The 20,028-nt window shown below is 68.5% G+C and carries 11 protein-coding genes; 4 read left to right on the plus strand and 7 right to left on the minus strand.

All coding sequences use genetic code 11. The features are described 5' to 3' along the window. Positions 1-131: 131 nt before the first annotated feature. The 4 genes from KF688_10770 to KF688_10785 all read left to right on the plus strand — a co-directional run bounded on the left by KF688_10770 (position 132) and on the right by KF688_10785 (position 9,426). The gene (locus KF688_10770; protein MBX3426152.1) at positions 132-2,108 is read left to right on the plus strand and encodes a DUF1593 domain-containing protein; all 1,977 of its coding nucleotides are present in this window, start codon (positions 132-134) and stop codon (positions 2,106-2,108) included. 10 nt (positions 2,109-2,118) lie between these two features. After that, positions 2,119-3,222, plus strand: coding sequence for a pectate lyase (pelA, locus tag KF688_10775; GenBank protein MBX3426153.1), 1,104 nt, complete (start codon positions 2,119-2,121; stop codon positions 3,220-3,222). A gap of 111 nt (positions 3,223-3,333) precedes the next feature. Then, positions 3,334-3,879 carry a PEP-CTERM sorting domain-containing protein gene (locus tag KF688_10780; protein ID MBX3426154.1) on the plus strand — a complete coding sequence of 182 codons (546 nt, stop codon included), beginning with the start codon at positions 3,334-3,336 and terminating at the stop codon, positions 3,877-3,879. Between the two features lie 1,470 nt (positions 3,880-5,349). Continuing rightward, complete coding sequence (locus KF688_10785) at positions 5,350-9,426, plus strand: response regulator (GenBank protein MBX3426155.1); 4,077 nt, start codon at positions 5,350-5,352, stop codon at positions 9,424-9,426. A gap of 151 nt (positions 9,427-9,577) precedes the next feature. On the opposite strand, the gene KF688_10790 is transcribed toward KF688_10785, so the two are convergent. The 7 genes from KF688_10790 to KF688_10820 all read right to left on the minus strand — a co-directional run bounded on the left by KF688_10790 (position 9,578) and on the right by KF688_10820 (position 19,994). After that, on the minus strand, positions 9,578-10,348 hold the full coding sequence (locus KF688_10790; GenBank protein ID MBX3426156.1) for a response regulator: 771 nt from the start codon (positions 10,346-10,348) through the stop codon (positions 9,578-9,580). A gap of 340 nt (positions 10,349-10,688) precedes the next feature. After that, positions 10,689-12,371 carry a FecR domain-containing protein gene (locus KF688_10795; GenBank protein MBX3426157.1) on the minus strand — a complete coding sequence of 561 codons (1,683 nt, stop codon included), beginning with the start codon at positions 12,369-12,371 and terminating at the stop codon, positions 10,689-10,691. Positions 12,372-12,905: 534 nt separating this feature from the next. Further along, positions 12,906-13,685 carry a hypothetical protein gene (locus KF688_10800; GenBank protein ID MBX3426158.1) on the minus strand — a complete coding sequence of 260 codons (780 nt, stop codon included), beginning with the start codon at positions 13,683-13,685 and terminating at the stop codon, positions 12,906-12,908. A gap of 647 nt (positions 13,686-14,332) precedes the next feature. After that, positions 14,333-15,079, minus strand: a complete 747-nt coding sequence (locus tag KF688_10805) for a hypothetical protein (GenBank protein ID MBX3426159.1) — start codon at positions 15,077-15,079, stop codon at positions 14,333-14,335. A 752-nt stretch (positions 15,080-15,831) separates the two neighbouring features. Further along, complete coding sequence (locus KF688_10810) at positions 15,832-17,115, minus strand: glycosyltransferase family 4 protein (protein MBX3426160.1); 1,284 nt, start codon at positions 17,113-17,115, stop codon at positions 15,832-15,834. Further along, a complete protein-coding gene (gene xrtU, locus KF688_10815; protein MBX3426161.1) occupies positions 17,112-18,902 on the minus strand; it encodes an exosortase U in 1,791 nt (596 codons plus the stop codon). The genes KF688_10810 and xrtU overlap by 4 nt, the downstream gene beginning before the upstream one ends. 135 nt (positions 18,903-19,037) lie before the next feature. Further along, positions 19,038-19,994, minus strand: coding sequence for a glycosyltransferase family 2 protein (locus KF688_10820; protein ID MBX3426162.1), 957 nt, complete (start codon positions 19,992-19,994; stop codon positions 19,038-19,040). Positions 19,995-20,028: the final 34 nt, after the last annotated feature.

Here is a 20,028-nt window from a genome sequence, read left to right on the forward strand (position 1 = left end):
GAACCGACGTAAGCACCCCAAAGTGTAGCTTCTGAATTTGAGTTTTCCGGCAAGTCATAGTGTCCTGCCTCACTCGGAAGTGGAATTCTGCTTGCCGGGCGTTAGCATAACGCCTTCAGGAGGAATTCCCCATGAGCATCGATTCTCCGGACTCGCCGCGGCGTGAGCGGCGTCATTTTACGGCCCAGCAGAAGGCGGCGCTGGTGAAGCGGCACTTGCTCGACGGCGTTCCGGTTTCGGACCTGTGCGACGAGGCGCAGAGCACACCCACCCAGTTCTACCAGTGGCAGAAGCAGCACTTCGAGGGCGCCGCGGCGGCCTTTGAGGCGAAGAAGCCGGGCAAGCCGGCCGGGACGTCGCGGGGTCCGAACGCCGTTCGTGCGTGCGAGCATCGAGCCGGCCGCCGCCGTGCCGGCGACGATGCAACCGCGGTCACCAAGCGAATGCCCCAAGTCGAGGGGCCGCTCCCGGCGTTCCGCGTCGCCGTCGATCGTGTGCGCAGCACGATTCCTTCACCAGGGTCGCGCGACCTGCTAAGCTGGGCGGAGATCGTCTCCTCCCGACGTCACAACCGCGTTCCGCGCGTCGTCCCGAACGCAGCGCGAGCGGAGTCCGTGCCGGCGGCCCGCGGGGACTTGCCGGGCGTCGATCCAACCTCGTCGTCGGCCTTGAAGAGGGCGCCTGTGAACTATCTCGCCGTGATTTGCGTGCTCGCGTCGGCGTGCGCGAGCGCGACTGCCGCCGAAAAGCCTCGCGTCTTCGTGCTCTCGGACATCGAGAACGAGCCGGACGACGCCATGTCGATGGTTCGTTTTCTCGCGTACGCCGACCAGTTTGACGTCGAGGGGCTGGCGGCGACGACCTCGGTTCATCAGCCGAATCGAGTCGCCCCGCAGCGAATTCGCCGAATTGTCGAAGCGTACGCATTGGTGCGAGACAATCTCGAACAGCACCAGCGAGGGTTTCCGACAGCCGACGTCTTGCGGCAGCGCGTCACCGCCGGGTTGCCGGTCTCCGGCCTGACCGGAGTCGGCGAAGGCCGCGATTCCCCGGCGTCGGAGCTGCTCGTCAAGGCGGTCGACAAAGACGATCCTCGACCGCTGTGGGTGACCGTGTGGGGCGGGCCGAACGTCTTGGCTCAAGCGCTGTGGAGCGTACGGCAGACGCGCTCGGCGGACGAGCTGAGCAAGTTCGTCGCCAAGCTGCGCGTCTACGCGATCTCCGACCAGGACGACAGCGGTCCGTGGCTGCGCGAGCAGTTTCCCGATCTGTTTTACGTGGCCAGCCCGGGCGTTCATGCGGGAGGCGCCTACCACCACGCCACGTGGAGCGGAATCAGCGGCGACTATTTTCACGGTCGATTTTGCGGCGCGGACTTTTCCTTGGTAACGAACGAATGGCTCGACGTGCACGTGCGACGCAAAGGGCCGCTCGGCAAAGAGTACCCGCGGTGGGAGTACCTCATGGAGGGCGATACGCCCTCGTTCCTGAATCTCGTCGACAACGGCCTGAGCGATCCCGAGCATCCCGACTGGGGGGGATGGGGGGGCCGCTACGAACTGTACGTGCCGCGCAAGCAGAAGTGGCACTTGCAAGCGGAGCAGCGACCGCTCTGGACCGACGCCGAGGACGAAGTTCTGGGAATCGACGGCCGGTGGCATACGAGCAACCACGCGACGATCTGGCGGTGGCGCGAAGCCTTCCAGAATGACTTCGCCGCGCGGATGGATTGGACCGTCAAGTCCTACGACGAAGCCAATCATCCCCCCGTTCCGCGGCTGGGCCACGCCGACCGTCTGACCGCGAAACCGGGCGAAGTCGTCCGGCTCAGCGCCGAGGGTTCGAGCGACCCGGACGGCGACGCCTTGTCTTACCATTGGTTCTGCTACGGCGAGGCCGGATCGCTGACGATCTCGAGCGGAACCACGGGGCAGCCCGTTCCGATCCGGGACTTCGACCAAGCGACCGCGTCGTTGACGGTTCCCGCGCGGGGGACGATGCCTCCTGGCGCAGGCGCCATGCACGTCATCCTCGCCGTGACCGATCACGGAACTCCGCGTTTGACCCGCTATCGCCGGTTGATCGTGGACGTCGCACGCTCACGTTAGGAAGCGCACTATGACTTTGCGTACCGTCTTGCTCGTCTTGCTGGGGACGGCGCTCCTCGACGGCCGCGCCGCCTGGGGAGAAGTCCGGTTCAGCAGGAACCTGCTGAAGCAGGAGGATGCCTGGTTTCGAACGGACGAAGCCCGTGCCGTCGCGGACAGCGTGATTCAGTACCAGTCGCCCCACGGGGGGTGGCCCAAGAGCACGAACCTCGCCCAGCCGCCGCGTTCTCCCGAGGACGTTCCGCCGCCGGGACGGGGCCGCGCGAACAGCTTGGACAACGATGCGACGACGGTCCCGATGCAGTTTCTGGCGCGGATGACTCACGCGACCGGCGAAGCCAAGTACCGCGATTCGTTTTTGCGCGGCGTCGATTACTTGCTCGCCGCTCAGCTCCCCAACGGGGGATGGCCGCAATTCTGGCCGCTGCGAAACGGCTACTACGCACACATCACCTACAACGACGGCGCCATGATCCGAGTGCTGGAGGTGCTGCGCGACGTAGCTCACGGAAACACCCCCTACGAGTTCGTGGACGCGGTGCGGCGCGAGAACGCGGCTCGTGCGGTGGCGCGGGGCGTCGACTGTATTTTGAAGACTCAGATCAAGCAGGACGGGCGGCTCACGGCGTGGTGTGCGCAGCATGACGAGGAGACGCTCGAGCCGACTTGGGCTCGGGCGTACGAGCCGCCGTCGCTTTCGGGCGCGGAGACCGTGGGCATCGTCCGCTTCCTGATGTCGATCGATGATCCTTCGGACGACGTCGTGGCCGCCGTCGACGGAGCCGTGGCTTGGCTGCGGTCCGTGCAACTGACAGGCTGGCGCGTCGACCAGGTCGTCGCCGCCGACGGGCGCCGCGAGCGAAGGCTGGTCGCCGCCGCCGAAGCCCCGCCGCTGTGGGCCCGCTTCTACGAACTGGAAACGAACCGTCCGTTGTATCTCGACCGCGATTCCGTGTTCCGATACGACTTCGGCGAACTCAGCGACGAACGACGCAACGGATACGCGTACCACGGCACATGGGCCGCTGCGCTGCTCGACAAGCACTATCCTCGCTGGCGTGCGAAATACGGGATTGTCCGAGAAGACGCTCCTCCCGCAGGGGGCGTGCGATAGCTCGCGCCTTGCGGACAGCGACGAGGGCCGGATCGTCTGGATCGTGCGGTCGTTCAGCCCGTGCCGGCGGTAAGCGTTTCACGATCTACACGGTCTCAATGCTCGCTACGAGTGGCCGATTTTGAGAGCGCGGGCAACGTTCCCGACACGGTCAATCTCAACGGCACGACCAAAACGTTCACCGCAACCGGCGGACCGGTGGTGATCAACGTCGCGGGCGATTTCATCCTGAATTCCGGCGCTACGTTGCGCCTTACCGGCGCCAGTCCGCTCGATTTCTTCGTCTTCAACATCGCGGCCAACGCCAAGTTCGACATTCAGGGCTCGGTCGTCGAATTGCTGGGCGACGTCACCATCAGCGACGTGCTGTTCAACGTCAAGGGAGTCGTTGGCGGAGGCGGCGAAGACGACGCCAAGATTCAAGAGAGCCTCTTCCGGGGCACGCTCCTGGCCGCCGGACGAAACGTGCTGGTCAACGACAACGAGTTCAGCGAGGGGCACGGCATCTACGGCGCTCTGATTGCCGGCAACAAGCTGATCGTCCAGGAATCGGACATCGTCCACGACCCGTTCATGCCGGTCCCCGAGCCCGCAACCTGCGCTCTTGCCGGACTCGGCGTCGCCGCCGCAACGCTGCAGCGGCGCCGGCCGTCGTAGCGACCCGAGTCGAGCGAACGGTCGAGGCTCAGGCCCTCCTCGCCGTCGCCGATTCGTCGCTGCGGGAGCGGCCCAAGTCGGACGCTCTCCGCGGCTCGCCGGACGACGCGTTCGAAAAGCGCCCCGGGCCAAGTCGACCAAGCTCCCCGACCCCTGCTTCTCGACATGCTGGGCGGCGGCCGATCTCGTCGATCCATGTGCGTCGACGAATCTCCGTCTCTAGCTCCAGTCTTGCCGCACGCTCTGGTGCGCCGCGTTTCCCGCTTCGCGATCCGCAGCAACGCGCACGCGGGATCCGCAGCCCCGGCACGACCTCTCACGACGCCAATCCAAAAAGGGCGAACCGCACCGAGCGCGGCCCACGTTCGGGGCGCCCCCTTCGAACCGCGAGGCGGGTGCAGGTTGCGAAGGCCGCGCCTCCGTGCCGTCGGCAGCACCCCCCTGCGCGCCCCCGCCCCCGCCCGACGACTCGTCCCTCCGCCCGACCCCTCTCGCGCCCCGCCTGTCCGGAGCGACCTCAGGCGTCGCCGCAACCGCAATCACAGCAATCGGTTCCGAGAAGGCTCGGTTTTCGGCGCGTCGTTCACGAGCGCTGCGAACCGCGTGCAGCGACTAGGCGTATAGTCCCGTGGAGACGGATTGTGCACGGTTGGCGTTTCAGATCTCCCAGGAGGAAACGCATCGATGACGACGTTCCTGCGGTCGGCGCTTCCTCGCCCTCGATCGCCCCCGCGCGGACGGAGGTCTGCAAACGGGCGCTGCTGCGCCTCGTGCGCCGCCAATCGCGAGAGCGAGAAGCCTCTCCGTCGCTGCGGCCCCAACACGAGGGCCCGGTCGCGATCGAGACGGTCCGCGGCTGGTCGACGCGCGCCGCCTCGACCCTCGCTTGGCGAGTCGCCCCCCAGGGCCGCGACACCGTTCCTGGCGAGCGGACGCGGCCTGGAGTCAAGCCCGCGCAGCGGTTCCGCCCGGGGCCGCTTCCCGGACGCGCGCCAGCCTGCCGAGCCTGCCGTCGGCGCGGTCCGAGTACGGCTCTCGAATCGCGCCCCCGTCCGGTCAAGTTCGCCGCTCCGCGGGCTCGCCCCCGTCGTCTCGCCGCATTGACTGCGAAGACGCAACGCCTGCCGATCGAGCCCTGCCGCGTGCGGCGAGCCGCTCTCCCCCGCTCCCGTCGTGCCGCTCGCCCCCGTCCGACCCGACGGCTCGGCCCGTCGCCGGAGGATCGGATCGGGCGTCGTGCGGCGACGTCGCGAACGGTCGGCGGCCAGGGGGATTCGCACAGGTCCCTGGGCGAACCTTCGGCGCCTCGCGAGCGGACTTGCGCGGGCTTGGGGATCGCGCAGGGCGCCGGACGCCGGCGACGCGGATCGCAATCGGATCGGAACGACCGGCAGAGCCGGGGTCGTTTCGTCGGGGGGGCGCCCCCCGACCATTGTCCCACCACCGACGCTTTGCAACGAAAGGGCGGCCATGGGCCTGGAGACGAACAACGCGCGGGATTCCCGTCACGAGCCGTCGACCGACCGACCTGTCGGGGCGGTCGAGCAGGCGCTCGTCGCCCGCGACGCGGAGCCGTTGTTCGTCGTCGGCCTGGGAGCGTCCGCCGGGGGGCTGGAAGCGCTCGAGACGTTCTTCGAGCGGATGCCCGCCGATGCGGGGATGGCCTTCGTCGTCGTCCAGCATCTGTCGCCGGACTTCAAGAGCCTGATGGACGAGCTCCTGTCGCGCCGCACCGAGATCCCCGTCCATCGCGTCGAGGACGGCGTGGTCGTCGAGCCGAACGCGATCTACCTGATTCCTCCGAAGAAGGAGATGATCATCGCCGGGGGCCGGCTGCTGCTGACCGACAAGGATCCGGCGGCCGGCTTGAGCCTGCCGATCGACACGTTCTTCCGATCGCTGGCGCAGGAGGCGGGAGAACGCGCGGCGGCAATCGTCTTGTCCGGAACGGGCAGCGACGGCTCGCGGGGCGTCCGCGCCGTTCACGACGCGGGAGGACTCGTCATCGCGCAGTCCGAGGAGACGGCTCGGTTCGACGGGATGCCCCGCAGCGCGATCGAAACGCGGGCGGTCGACTTGGTGCTCCCCCCCGAGGCCATGCCGCAGGCGCTGCTCGATCACGTTCGCCGACCGATTCTCGGAGCGCGACTCGGGGGCCTTTCCGGGGAGGTCGTTTCCGAGAGCGGGATGAACGCGATCTACGCCCTGCTTCGCGCCGAGATCGGGATCGACTTCACGCACTACAAACCGACCACCGTCTTGAGGCGGATCGACCGCCGGCTCCGGATCGCGCACGCCGCCGACCTCGACGAATACGTCGCCGCGCTCCGGAGCCAACCGGCCGAACTCCACGCGTTGTCCAAGGATCTGCTGATCGGGGTGACGCGATTCTTTCGGGATCCCGAGTTCTTCGCCCGGCTCGCCGCGGACGTCGTTCCCGACCTCGTCGCTCTGGCGACGCGCGACGAGGGGCTGCGCGTCTGGGTCGCCGGGTGCGCGACCGGCGAGGAAGCCTATTCGCTCGCCATGCTCTTTCACGAAGCGGTGACGGCGGCGGGGCGGCCCCTGGACCTCAAGATCTTCGCGACCGACGTCCACCGGGCGAGCCTCGAATTCGCCTCCGCCGGCCTCTACGACGAGGGGGCGTTGGCCGACGTCGCGCCGGCCCGCCGGGAGCGGTACTTCCTGCCCCAGAACGGCCGCTGGCAGATCGTCCCGGAGCTGCGGAAACTGATCGTGTTCGCGCCGCACAACGTGATCAAGGACGCCCCCTTCACGAAGCTCGACCTGATCAGCTGCCGCAATCTGCTGATCTACCTGCAGGCCCCCGCCCAGAAGAAGGCGCTGTCGCTGTTTCACTTCGGGCTCAAGACCGGCGGGGTGCTGGCCCTCGGCCCCAGCGAAAGCCCGGGGGAGATCGCCGAAGAATTCGCGACGCTCGATCCCCACTGGAAGCTCTATCGGAAACGGCGCGACGTGCGGCTGTTCGCCGAGATGCGAGCGCCCCTCGCGCCGGTCGTTCCGCCCGTCCCGCCCGTCCCGGTCGCGGGGAGCGTCCTGCGCCGTCCGCGGACGGCGCTCCCCGACGCCAACCTCCTCCGTGTCTACGACGAGCTGCTCGAGGCGTACGTCCCGCCGAGTTTTCTGATCAATGCGCAGCGCGAGGTCCTCCACGCGTTCGCGGGGGCGGGACGCTGGCTGCGGGTCCCGGACGGCCGTCTCTCCGCCGATCTGCTCGACATGGTCGACCGCGATCTGCGGCTGGCGATTTCGAGAGCCTTGCAGCGGGCGGTCCAGGAGAACGCGCCGGCCGCGCTCGGCGGCGTGCGGCGGGAGGCCGGCGGCGCGGCGGAGCGGCTCCGCGTCTCCGTGCGGCCGCTCGCGGTCCGCGGAGCGGGCGAACCGTACTGCCTCGTCGCGATTGAACCGGACGAGCGGCCCCCCGCGGTCGCAGCGCCCGCCGGGGAGCTCGACGTCGCAGCGGCCTCGGAGCAGCGGCTGTCGGAACTCGACGACGAACTCCGGTACGCCCAGGAGAACCTGCAGGCGGCCGTCGAGGAGATGGAAACGACGAACGAAGAGCTGCAGGCGACCAACGAGGAGCTCGTCGCGTCGAACGAGGAACTCCAAAGCACGAACGAGGAGCTCCACTCGGTCAACGAGGAACTGCACACCGTCAACGCGGAGCATCAGCGCAAGATCACCGAGCTGACCGAACTCACCGACGACATGGACAATCTGCTGCGGAGCACGGACGTCGGCACGATCTTTCTCGATCGGGAGCTGTTGATCCGCAAATTCACGCCCCGGATCGCCGAGTCGTTCCGGCTCCTCCCGCAGGACGTCGGCCGGCGGATCGACAGTTTTGCGCACGACGTCCTCCACCCCGGCTTGCTCGACGACGTCCGGCGCGTCTTGGCGGACGGCGCCGCGATCGAACGGGACGTACAGGACAAGCGGGGGGAGTGGCATCTGCTGCGGATCCTCCCCTATCGCACTCAGGAGGCGATCGAAGGGGCCGTCGTGACGCTGATCCCCGTGACGCGGCTCAAGAAGACCGAGGCCGAACTGCGGCGGCTGTCGAAGGTCTTCATGGACGGCGCCGACCCGATCCTCATCGAGGATCTTACGGGCACGATCCTCGACTTGAATCGCGAGGCGGAGCGGGCCTACGGCTGGTCCCGTGCGGAGCTCGTCGGGCAGCCCGTCACGAAGCTGATCCCTCCCGCCCTCCACGCTCGGAGCGACGCGCTCCGCCAACAGTGCCTGCGCGACGACTCGGTCCGCAACGTCGAGGCGGTCCGCTGCGCGCGTCACGGCGAACCGAGGCCCGTGCTCCTGACGCTGTCGCTCTTGCACGACGAGTCGGGGCGGCGGGCGGCGATCGCCAGCATCGCCAAGGACATTTCCGCGCAGAAACAGGCCGAGCAGGACGCCCGCGACGCCGCTCGCCGCCGGGACCAGTTCCTGGCGATGCTCTCCCACGAGCTCCGCAATCCGCTCGGCGCCCTGCTCAACGCGACGCGGTTCGTCGTCCGCGCGGGGAACCGCGATCCCGCTCTCGGCCGGGCGTGCGCAGTCATCGAGCGTCAGGGGAAGCAGTTGGCGCGGCTCTTGGAGGACCTGCTCGAAGTCTCCCGCGTCACGCAGGGGAAGATCCGCGTCGCTCCCCAGATCGTCGATCTCGTCGCCAGCGCCCAGGAGGCCGTCCAGGTCTTACAACCGCTCGTCGACCGCCGCGGGCACGCGCTCGAGACGGAGTTCCCCGAGCGACCGCTCTACGTCGAGGGAGATCCGGCGCGACTGTTGCAAGTTCAGGAGAATCTCCTGGAGAACGCGGCGAAGTACACCCCGCGGGGCGGGACGATTCGGCTGGTCGTCCGCGAGGAGGCGGGGGAGGCGGTCGTCACGGTCCGCGACAACGGCGTCGGGGTCCCGCCCGAGATGCAGTCCCGGATCTTCGAGCTCTTCGTCCAGTCGCCGCAGGCGCTCGAGGAGGACGAAGCGGGGATGGGGATCGGCCTCACGTTGGTGCAGTCGATCGTCAGTTTGCACGGCGGGCGGGTCGCGGTTCGGAGCGACGGCCCCGGCACGGGGAGCGAATTCGAAGTCCGGCTTCCGACGACCGCCGAGCGCCCCGCCGCGACCCCGGCCGCCGCCGTCGCGCCGTCCCCGGCGGGGATGCGCGTCGTCGTCGTCGAGGACAACGCCGACAGCCGGGAGATGCTCGCAGCGCTGCTGACGATGGACGGGTACGACGTCGCGACGGCCGCCGACGGCCGGCAAGGGGTGCGGACCGTCCTCGAGCGGGCGCCGGACGTCGCCCTCGTCGATCTCGGGTTGCCGGGGATCGACGGCTTGGAAGTCGCGCGACGGATCCGCGCGGCCGAGCTGCCGCGGCCGGTCCGGCTCGTCGCCCTCACCGGCTACGGCCGCGCCGTCGATCGGGAAGCGGTCTTCGCCGCCGGCTTCGACGAGCATCTCGTCAAGCCGGTCGATCCCGACGAGCTGGTGCGAATCCTCCGCCCGCCCCCGGCGGGGAGCTGAGCCGGCGTGTCGGGAGCGGGGACGGCGCGTCTCCGCTCCCGGCCGCGCGGCCAACCGGCGGCGATCCTGGCGAGTCGTCGTTCGATTCCGGACAACCCGGCTCGGCCCTGGTCGGCGCTGCGGACCGCTTCCTCATGGGAAGCGGCGCGGCTCACGCCGGAACGAGTTCCGCGGCCAGGTCGCGCTCCATGGCGCGCACCAATTCCTCCGGGTCGACCGGTTTCGTGAACCAGCGGTTCACGCCGTGCGGACCGACCGGGACGTCGGCCTCCGCCGGAACCGTGCCGGTGACCGCGAAGATCTTCAGGTCGCGATGCTCGGGATGGCGGCGGATCGCGGCGACCGTCTTGGGACCGTCGAAGCGCGGCATCTTCATGTCGAGGAGCACGACGTCGGGCGGTCCGGGCTTGGCGAGATGAACCATCGCCTGGAGGCCGTCCTGCGCGTCGTCGACCGCGAATCCGCTCAGCCGGAGATAGCCGGCGAGGAGTTCCCGTTCGTGGGGATCGTCCTCGACGACCAGCGCGCGGGGGGTGCGGGGGAGGGGCGCCGCGGCGTCGCGCGACGCGTCGTCGCCGTCGAGCTCCGCCTCGATCGCTTTGAGCTCCCGCAAGATCTCCAAGACGGTCGGCTCGGCGTCGTCGGTTCGCCCCGCGTCGAGTTTGCGCTGCAACACGCGGAGGCCGAGCGTCGCCCGTTGGAGCCGGTTCCGCGTCGCGTGGTCGAGCCCGCCGCTCGGCGCTGCGCGGTCGGTCGGCGATTCGCGGCGGTCCTCGGCGAGTTCCGCGCGGAGGACGGGGATCGATTTGGGGGCGTCGATTCCAAGTCGAACGTGCTTCCCCTCGACGCGCAAGATCTCTACGGAAATGCCGAGCGTGGGGAAGACGACCTTGTCGTTTCGTCCTCGAGAGAGAACAAGCATAGCCGGGCCTCCATGCCTGCGAAGCGATCGCGCTCGGCCTCCGGCCGACGATCGACCCCGTGGCGTTGTCGTGTGCCTGATCGCCCGCAACGGCGCGGCGCCGCCCCCGGGGGCAACTCCCCGGGGCGGCGCGGCCGCGTCAGACGGCCCAACGTCCCTGTCGAGCGAACTGCGGAGGTCCCTTCCGCGCGGGCTGACAACCAGCCGCGTCTCGTTCTAATCCATCGCGGCGAAATTCTTCAAGACGAATCCGCGCGCTTTGAGAGCGCGTGCGCGCAGTGCTGTCCGCGGGCCGACGCTAGCGTGCCGAGCGCGCGGCCGAGCCGTTCCGGAACGTCGTTCAGCGGGAGTCAGCCCGCCGGGCCGGCAGGCGCCCTGCGAGCAGTCCCGCGATCGCCGCGGCCAGCAGCAGTCGCGTCGGCGGCTCCGGCGCGCTCCCGGCGGCCGCCGCGCCGGCCGTGCCGAACTGCGTCGTCCAGATCGCCAGATCGTCGCGATCGACCGTCCCGTTCCCGTCGCCGTCGCCGTCGAATCGGAAGGCCCCGGCGTTCGTCCCGGCTCCCCGCTGCCACCTCAGGAAATCGTCGCCGTCGACGTCGGCGTCGCGATCGAAATCGCCGGTCGAAGGCCCGGGGGGCGGCAGCGGCAGGTCGAGGCGAAGGCTTTCGCCGCCGGTCACCGCATACGACCGGCCCAGCACGTCCGTCACGTCGACGGTCCCCGCGGAGACGCTCAGGTCCAAGGTCCCGAGGCGATCCGCTTCCCCGTACTCCAATTCGTAACGGGTGCCGCGGACGGCGACGGCGGCCGTCGAGGTTACGACCCGGGGACGCGGCCCGGCGCCGAACAAGGTTTCGAACGACAGCTTCCCCGCGAGCAGCTTGACGATCGTTTCGACGACGGTCGGACTCCGCAGAGTCCCCACTTCCAACGTGCCGTTCGGTAAGAGCGCCGCTTTCGCCCCGTCCTCGAACAGGACTGTGACTTCATGGGCGGACGTGTTGAGCACGACGTCCCCTTCGACGAGCGCGTAGCCGTCCTGAGCCGGGAAGCGGGGCCGTCCGATCGGCTCGATCCACACGCCCGCGGGGTCGCACTGCAACGTGGCGACTTCGTGCCGCGGCGCCTCGCGCAACTCGACGCCGCCCGGCAGTGCGAACGCGGGGACGGTCAGGTTCGCGCTCCAGGTCGCTTGAGCGCCGGCGCGCGGATCGTCCGGATCGACGTTCTCGGCGTTCGTCCCGGCCGCGACGCCCGCGGCGACGACCTGTCCCAGCGAAAACCGTTCGCCGATCCGGGCCGGAAACTGAAACGCGAACGTCCCGCTCATCGGCAGCGACGCCGGCGAGGTCGTCACCGGCTGCGACGCGCTGGCGCCCGCGAGACTCAACGCCGGCAGGTCGCCCGACCGGGTGAACGACGCGGTCAGGTCGCCGGGGGTCGTCGTGTGGCTGTCGAGCGGACGGGCGTGGAGTTCGTAGGGAAAGACCGGAAAGAGCGACGGCTCCGCTTCGCCGTAGCCGAGCGCGGGGCCGAGATCGAGGTCGACCCCGGCGCCCCCCGGAACGTCGACGTAGCGGAACCCGAGCGCACCGCTGACGCTGAACCGGGCCTCGAGCGTCACCTCGGCGCCCCAAGGAAGCGTCGGAGAGTACGCATAGTAGTGTCGGAAGCGAACGGCGCTGACGTTCGCGTACCCGCCGAAATGCCCGGGGTTGCGATTGTTGGTTCCGACGCCCGACCCGTCCACGCGGAAGGTCGCGGCGTCGAGGACCAGCCCGGCGGAGGCTTGACTTCCCGTCACGGCGGCGCCGAGCGTGCGGTCGAGCGGGCTCGAGCCGAACGGAAACGCGGCTTCCTGCGCGTCGGTCAGCGCCGGACTCGTCGCCTGCACGACGAGCTGACCGAAGGAGTAGGGCTCGACCGCAGCCGCGCGGGCCAGCCCGATCGTTCCCAGGACGACCGCCGCGGCGACGGTCGCTGGCGCATGGTTGTCGACGAATTGGTTTCCTGACTGCCGCATGACGACCACCCCCTGACGGTTGGGCGGCAACGACGAAGAGATTCCCTCAGCACCCGCCGGATGACGACCGGTCGACGGCGGCGCAACCCCCGCGCGGGGAGGCCTTCGCCTGCGGGAGAGACCCGCAGCGGGCGCTCCTCGCCGCCCCTGCAAGAGGGGGCGCCAAGGCGTGCGCATCGAGAAGCCAAGCGTGCCATCGCACACCTGCCTGTGTCGCCCCGGCACGGCCGCCGAGCGAACCGCTCGGCGCCGCAGGCCTTGAGCTCGGGGGCCTGATCATGCCGGGGTCTTGTGCGGAGTGCTCGGGAGTTCAAGCGGCAAATCCGATGCCGCGGGGGCTCGTCACGGGCCTCTCGGCGGGTCGAGGCTCTCGCTTCCGAAGGCGCCGCGGCTTGGGGAACGGGCCGGCGAGGGGCCGGCTCGTGTGAGCCAAACAAAAAAGCGAGCCGAGGCGTGGGCCTCGGCTCGCTGGGAGATGCTCGTTCGATTGTCTGCCGCGCCCGACGTCCGGGGCTGCAGGGGATCGCCCGCCGGTTAGGCGCGGCGACGACGGAGGTAAGTCGCAAACCCGCCGGAGGCGATCATGCCCAAGAGCACGAACGACGACGTCTCGGGGACGGCCGAGAAGCTGAAATTGTCGATGGCAAGACCGTGGTCGTTGCCGGCGTCGTTCAATTCAATCCAGCGGATCCAGAGGGTCTCGCCCACCTTCCATTTAATGTCGTTGATTGTCCCGCCGCGATTGGCGACAAGTCCGGCGACGTTGCCGTCTACGGCTGCTGCGGTTGAAGTCGCCACCGGAGAGGTCCAATCGAAGGTCCCGCCAGGAGCAGTCCAAGTGGTCACGCCAGCAAACGTGCTCCCGAACCCGTATTGCAGGACCATCGGTTGAGCGGTGGTATTCCCGCCGTTTCGCCACTGTTCGCCGTCGAAACCAACAGTAAACGAAAACAAAGTTGCCGAGGTATCGTTCGTTAATCCAATAGCGATATAGCCGGAAAGCGAACCTGAGCCGACGCCGCCAAGAGCACGATCCTGAGCACTGGCCGAGCCAAAACTGTAGAACGCGCCAGCGTTGCTGCTTCCAGTTCCAACAGTGTACTGTGTGATCGCAGCATTGCTGGAGTTAAACAAATACCATCCGTCGAGCGTGGTATCGTTGGTCCAGGCTACCGTTGTCCCCGTTGACGCCAACGTGTTGAAGTTCTGAGTGTACGTCGACAAAGTCGTATCGTACGACAACGTCGCGTCAGCGCGGGGCGTCGCGAGGACGCAGAGGGCCAGAATGGCAAGGCAGGTACGCAGCAGCTTCACAGGAAGTCCCCTCTCAATGCAGCTCAATTGATTTCCATCAGGAGGCCCGGCCGCATCGGCCTCAAACCGCCTGATCCACTTTTGCATCCGCCGTCTACTTCTCGTTACGATTCTTGCAGGCGTCCGAATCGGCGTCAACCATTTTCCCGCAGCCAACGGGCCCGTATTCCGAGGCAAGTGAGCGGAACAGGAAGTCGCCGCCTCGTCATTCGCCTCGACTTAAGTCCAGACCCCGGCTCTATAGCAAGGTGCATCTTCTGCGCCGAAACGGGCTCTTGTCCCGGTTCGATCCAACGGACCGCGTAACACCCTTTCCGACAACACGTTAGTGCGACACATGGATCGCCCCCCGCCGCCCGTGCGGGGGAGGGGACGGCGGGCCGTGCCGGATAATTCGGCGCCGGCCGCGTAAACGAGGCGCAACCTTGGGGCGCTCCTTGGCACGGCTCGCCCGCTCGACCCTTACCGGGCTCCGGGGGGTGTCCGCTCTTACGGCTAGGTCGCCCCGAGCGGTGCAGGTCGTTGAGGTCCCAAGCCGCCTCGCCACAAGTCAGCCCCCCGGCACAAAGGCACAGCCGTGGTCACCCTCGTGACCACGGCTGTACGGAGATCGATCAAACAGGGGTGCGAACGGTTGCCGGGGGTCCTTATCCGCCGCGCCGCCGAGTCCAGTACGCCCCGGCCGTGACGCAGCCGACGAGCCCGGCGAACAGGAAGCTGGACGCCTCGGGCACCGCGGCGATCGCCGTGCCGTTGATCGTCACGTTGTCGAACCGCCACGTGCCGCCCGAGCCGTAGTCGCCCGTGGTCGTTCCGCCGCCGGGCGTATAGCTTGCAGCGGCGTTGGCTCGCATGTACGCCGTATTGGCGGCGTAGTCGGGCAGGGAGGCATTTTGGTCAAACGCCACCGGCGAGAAGATCGAAACGATCCGCAAGCCGAACAGGGGGTTGTCGTTCGCCCCGCCGACCGAGGAGAGATCGAAGTCGAAGGTGTAGAACGCGTCGTGCGGAGAGAGCCCGCCGCCGTTGTCGGCGAACGGCGTCCAAGAACTGCCGCCGTTGGTCGTGTATTGAACTTCGGCCCAGCGCGACGCGGTGCCGCTCGCCCGATGATCGAACGAGAGGGTGATGTTTTCATACCCCGCGGTGCTGACCATGAACTGCACGCCGCGGGTCCCGCTGCCGGCGCCTTGAGCGGCGTAGCTTGTGGTGTTCCAGCCGCGTCCCGGGTTCCCCGCCGCGAAGGTGGCGGTGACGCCGACGAGGGAGGCGGTTCCGGCGCCTGTGGACGGGGTGGTCACGTCCCCCTCGAACGTCCACTGTGTGATTAGGTCGGCCTGCGCCCTTGCGGTCAGCAGCAGGACGGCGGCCAGGATCGGGACAGTGTTCTTCATTGCGCTCTTCATTGCGGGTCGCTCCTAGAAAATCGATCATCGTCGGATGGCGTTGAGCAGACTGCTCCGGCAAGTCCTTGGCGCGTGCGCGTCAGCGGCGCTCGCACAAGAGCCTGCTGGCCGACACGATCATCCAGGTTGCGGAGTGCGCCAATTCCTTGGCCCCGCAGCGAGCGACCGATTCATCGAAACTTCATCGAATCACGAAAACTTCATCGTTCGTCTTCACGGACGCTTCATCTGGTCCACACAATCGCTCACCCCCTGCGTCCGGTCGTCGAGCAACGCAGCGCCCGCGCTCGCCGACTTCGCCCGCGGCGACGTCATGCGGAGCGGGCCGAAAAGAAAAGCGAGTAGCGCCAGTTGTCCTCAAGGGAGTGCGTGAGCAAGAAGCTTTCACCCCAAACGCGGCCCACGCCTGGAGCGCCGCTCAGATCCCTGCAGCCCCGGCCTCCGGCCGGGGGTTGCGCACCAAAGGCGCAACGCTTGCTCCAACGATAATCGACCCCCCGGCAGAGCCGGGGGCTGATGTTGCAATTGGCAACGTGGCGCGTGGCAGTGGGATGCTTCTTGCGGCTGCGCCGTGCGAGGTTGGGGACAACCTGGGCTGCCCATGGGCGCTGCGCCCGATCTTCGGGGTGAGACCATTTGCGCCCATCAATTGGGCAAGTGGGTTCACGACCTACGCCTGGGGCGCGTGCTCGGGGAAGACGACAGGCAGCCTGTCCCGCCCCGAGCGACCCGACGCCCAGCTAGCGGCGCTCGGCCAGCAGCGCGCGCAGCGCCGCGTCCCACTGCTCGACCATCCGTTGCCGGCTGAAGTGCGCGTGATAGGCGGCGTGGCAGCGGCGGCGGAGGGCGGCCAGTTCGACGGGGTTGTCCGCGAGCGCGCGGAGTTGAGCGGCGACCTCGGGGACCGTCGCGGGGGTCAGCACCCAGCCGGCGTCGTGCGCGCGGACCCAGCCGGCGATCGCCGACTCGGGCGCCCCGGCGTAAACGACCCCCCGCCCCGCGGCCAGGGCGCCGAAGAATTTCGAGGGGACGACCGTGCCGGTCCACTCGGGGCGGAGGCTCACGAGGTGGAGGTCGCAGGCCGTGAGCCGTTGTTCGAGTTGGTCCTCGGGGGCGAAGCCCGCGAAGCGGACGTTCGCGTCGTCGGGCCCGACCGCCGCTCGCAGTTCGTCGGCCCGGTTCCCCCGGCCCGCGAAGCAGAACGCGACCCCGCTGCCGCGCAGGGCGCGGGCCAGCGCCAGGAACTCTTCGTACGAGTGGGCCCGGCCGAAGCTGCCCGAGTAGAGGAGCCCCAGGGTGGCGTCGCCGAACAACTCGCGCCGGACCGCGGGGTCGGGCGCCGGCGGGGTCGCGGGCTCGACGAGCGACCAGGGGGTGATCGTCGCGGGGCGACAGCTCGGCTCGATCGCCTGCAGCCGCCGGCCCATGCAGGCCCCCAGGTCGGCCACCAAGTCGCACCGCCGATAGGCCGCCGCGGTCAGCCGAGCGAGGAGCCGCGGCAGCCAGCCGTCGGGGGCGAGCATGCCGTCGGCGACCGCCGCGTCGGGGTAGAGGTCAAAACACCAGTGGGCCGTCTTCGTGCGGCGACGCAGCAGCTTCCAGGGAATCGCGGCGAGCACCCCCAGGATTGGGTCGGTGCCCACCAGCATCACCTCGTTCGGCCGGCGCCGCGACGCGAGGGCCGACCACGCCCAGGCGGCGTGCATCCAGGCCGAGTTCAGCAGCCGGCCGCGGTTGGACGACTGGTCGAAATCGGGCCGCCAAACGCGGCGGATCTCGACGCCGGCGCGAACTTCGCGGCGCGAAAACCGCCGACCGCGGCCGAAGCAACTGCGGTTGGCGGGCCGAACCGTGACCCGCCACCCGCGCTCGGCGAGCCCCGTCGCCAGTTCGTCGAACAGCCGTGCGCTGACGACGTCGTCGGGGCGGAAGAAGTGGTAGAGGAGGGTCAGGCGCGGCGGCTCGGACGGCGCGGGGGGGGCGGCCTCGCGGCCGCGCTCGGCTGCCCGCTCGGCGTCGATCATGACTGCGGCGCCGCGGTCGCCTGGGTCGGCTCGGCAGGCGAGTCCGACGCCGACTCGGCGGTCGCGGGGCTCCCCTGGATCACCTGGCGCAGCAGATGCGTGCGGGCTTCATGCAGCAGCCTCCGCGCGATCTGCTTCGTCTCGTCGGCCAGTTCGCCGGGGGCGGCGACGAGCACCTGCACTTGGAACATCTGCCGCGACGGGGCCAGCGGGTGGCGCCGCACGAGCAAGCGCCACAATTGATCGCGGATCGCGCCCATCGGGGGCGAGACCGGTTCGCCGAACTCGTCGAACATCGACCAACTGACGAACGCCCGGGCGCCGTCCGGCTTGGCGAGATCGACCTCGACGGCGGTCCACGTCTGATCGCCGATCTCCTCGGTCGACCAGTCGCGGCGAGCGACCTCCCACCCGGCGCCCGAGTAGCAGATGGTCAGTTCGTGCCACCCCTGGCTAAACGGAAAATCGCACGATACGACGTACCGCTCGCCCGAGGGGCCTTGGTACTGATAGGTCCGCGAGAACTCGCCGAAGATCACGTCGCCCCGTTCGCGCTTGGTCTCCTCGAACCCGACCCGCGCGGTCCCGGCGAGTTGCTCGGGGAGCGACGATTCGGCGAGCGTCGTCGCCGAGGCGACGTGCGCGTGGGCGGTCGTCGGATTGAACCACGCCCAGGCGAGGAACCCGAACTGGGCGACCGCCAAGGCGCCGAACGCGATGGTGGCGGTGCGCAGCAGCCGCAAAACGCCCGCTGGGACCGCGGAGGCCGCGGCGGCGACCGGCGCGACGTCGTCGGCAGGCGGCTTGCGGTTCGTGCGCAGCGGATCGCCCCAGCGCACGATCGCGTCCCAGACCGCGGCCGGCCAGCGGCCGAATCGCAGCGGCACGCCGGTCTGCTGGTTCCACGCCGACAACACGGGGGCGAGCCCCGCTGCGAGCAGAAACTCGGTCGAGATCAACGCGCCGAACGCGACGACGAATACCCCCAAGCTGAGGATTTCGTGAGGCGCTCCCTTCGTCCAATCGACGTCGAAGTAGTGCAGCGCCCCGGCGATCAGCGAAATGCGGATCGAGTTCATCAGCATCGCCCACAGGACGCCGGCCGCGGCCAGGGCGGCCAGGTGCAACGGGGGACGGTTGCGCCACACGCCGTAGATGACGGCGCAGGCGATCAGCGACTTCACCGAGACGATGCCGCTGCACGCCTCGTCGACGAACAACTCGCGCCCGGCCAGCAGCAAGGTGTTGCCGTCCATCAGGTGGGCCACGCCGACCAGATCGAGGATAAAGCTGCTCAACCGGCTGCTGGCCAATTGCAGCTTGGCGACCAGTTGCTGTTCGAGCCCCAACGGCAGGGGCAGCACGAGCCACAGCAGCAGCCAAATTCCCCACAGGTACGTCACGCGGCGATAGCGGCCCACAAGCGCCAACCCCGCGGCGGCCAGCACGATCAGCGACGCCATCGACGCCCAGGGGTTGTACAACAAACCCGCTCCCGCCAGCGACGCCCAGGCGAGCGCCGTCAGGGCGCGGCTGGCCCGCACGGGCCGATCGGCCCCGGGCGCCGGCGCAGGATCGGCCTCCTGCCAGCGGACGTACAACAGTCCGCCGAAGGCCGCGAACACGAACGGAAAATACTGAGACTGCGGCGACGACCACAGTTGCTGAAAAAACGCCGCAAGCATCGGGGCGTACGCCGCGGCCACAGCGACGGCCGCCGCGATCAACACGGTCCGTGGGACGATGCGTCCTTCGGCGGGGTCGGCGTTCCACGAAAGGGTCGTCATGCAACCAGATATTCAGCAGCGAGGAGAGGCCAGCCGACGAAAGTGGCTTGGGAGCAGCGCCCGTCGGCGCAATTGGAAGACTTCATCATACACTGCCGCAGGAAAAACGATCCCCCGCGACGGACTCTTCGCGGCCTAAGTCGGGACGTCGGAATCTGCGGGTTGTGCGCCCTGGGCGACCTCGGCGGCGGGTGGTCCGACTTCCGGTCGGCCTACCGCCGGAGGGGCGACCGGGGCGCCGAGTCGGCCCGCCGCGAGGAACACCCCGACGGTCGTTTCATAGGCGGCCTTCATCCGCGCGTAGAGGACGCCTCCCCGTCCGTCGAAGATCGCCCGTTTAACCAACAGGAGATGCATCATCCGCAGCCAGCCGCGAGCCGGCATGCGGTAACTTAGGCGCTTGATCGCTCGTCGCCGTTCAATCCCGCTCCCCAGCGCGATCGCCCGCAGATCGCCGCCCGTCGAGCCGTCGCCGGCGAGAAACTCCTCGGCCTCCTGCCGTGCGTAGCGCGCGTGTTTGACGAACCAATCTTCCAGCCCCTTGGAAAACGGATCGTGCAAGTACGGCGAGCGCAATCGGCCAAGTTCGCCGGCGGTCGATTCGCGCTGGCCGTGGCCGGAATCGCAAAATCGAAGTCGGCGCTTGTGAAACAGTCGCACTTGGTAAGCCGGATACTCGCCGGAGTAGCGCAGCCAGCGGTTCCCCCACATTAGTTTGCTGGGGACGTAGTACCCGGCCTTCTCGTTCTGCGGAGTCGCCAGCGAGCGAATCTCCTCGACCAACTCGGGCGTGAATCGTTCGTCGGCGTCGAGGTGAAACACCCAGTCGTGCCGCAAGTCGAGGGAGTCGATCGTCCAATTTCGCTGCTGCCCGAACGAGCGAAATTCATTGTGACTGACGATCGCCCCGCAGCTGCGAGCGATGGCGACGGTGTCGTCGGTCGAGCCCGAATCGACGACATGCACGTCTTCCACGACTCCCGCCAACGAATCAAGACACCCCGGCAAGTTGCCGGCCTCGTTCTTGCAGAGGATGACGACGCTCAGCGGCAGCGGTTCGCACGAGGCTGGTTTGGCAGAATGTTCGTTCAAGGATGCAACGATCAAATGGGAATAGCAACCTATC

The organism is Pirellulales bacterium, assembly GCA_019636345.1.
Taxonomy (GTDB): domain Bacteria; phylum Planctomycetota; class Planctomycetia; order Pirellulales; family Lacipirellulaceae.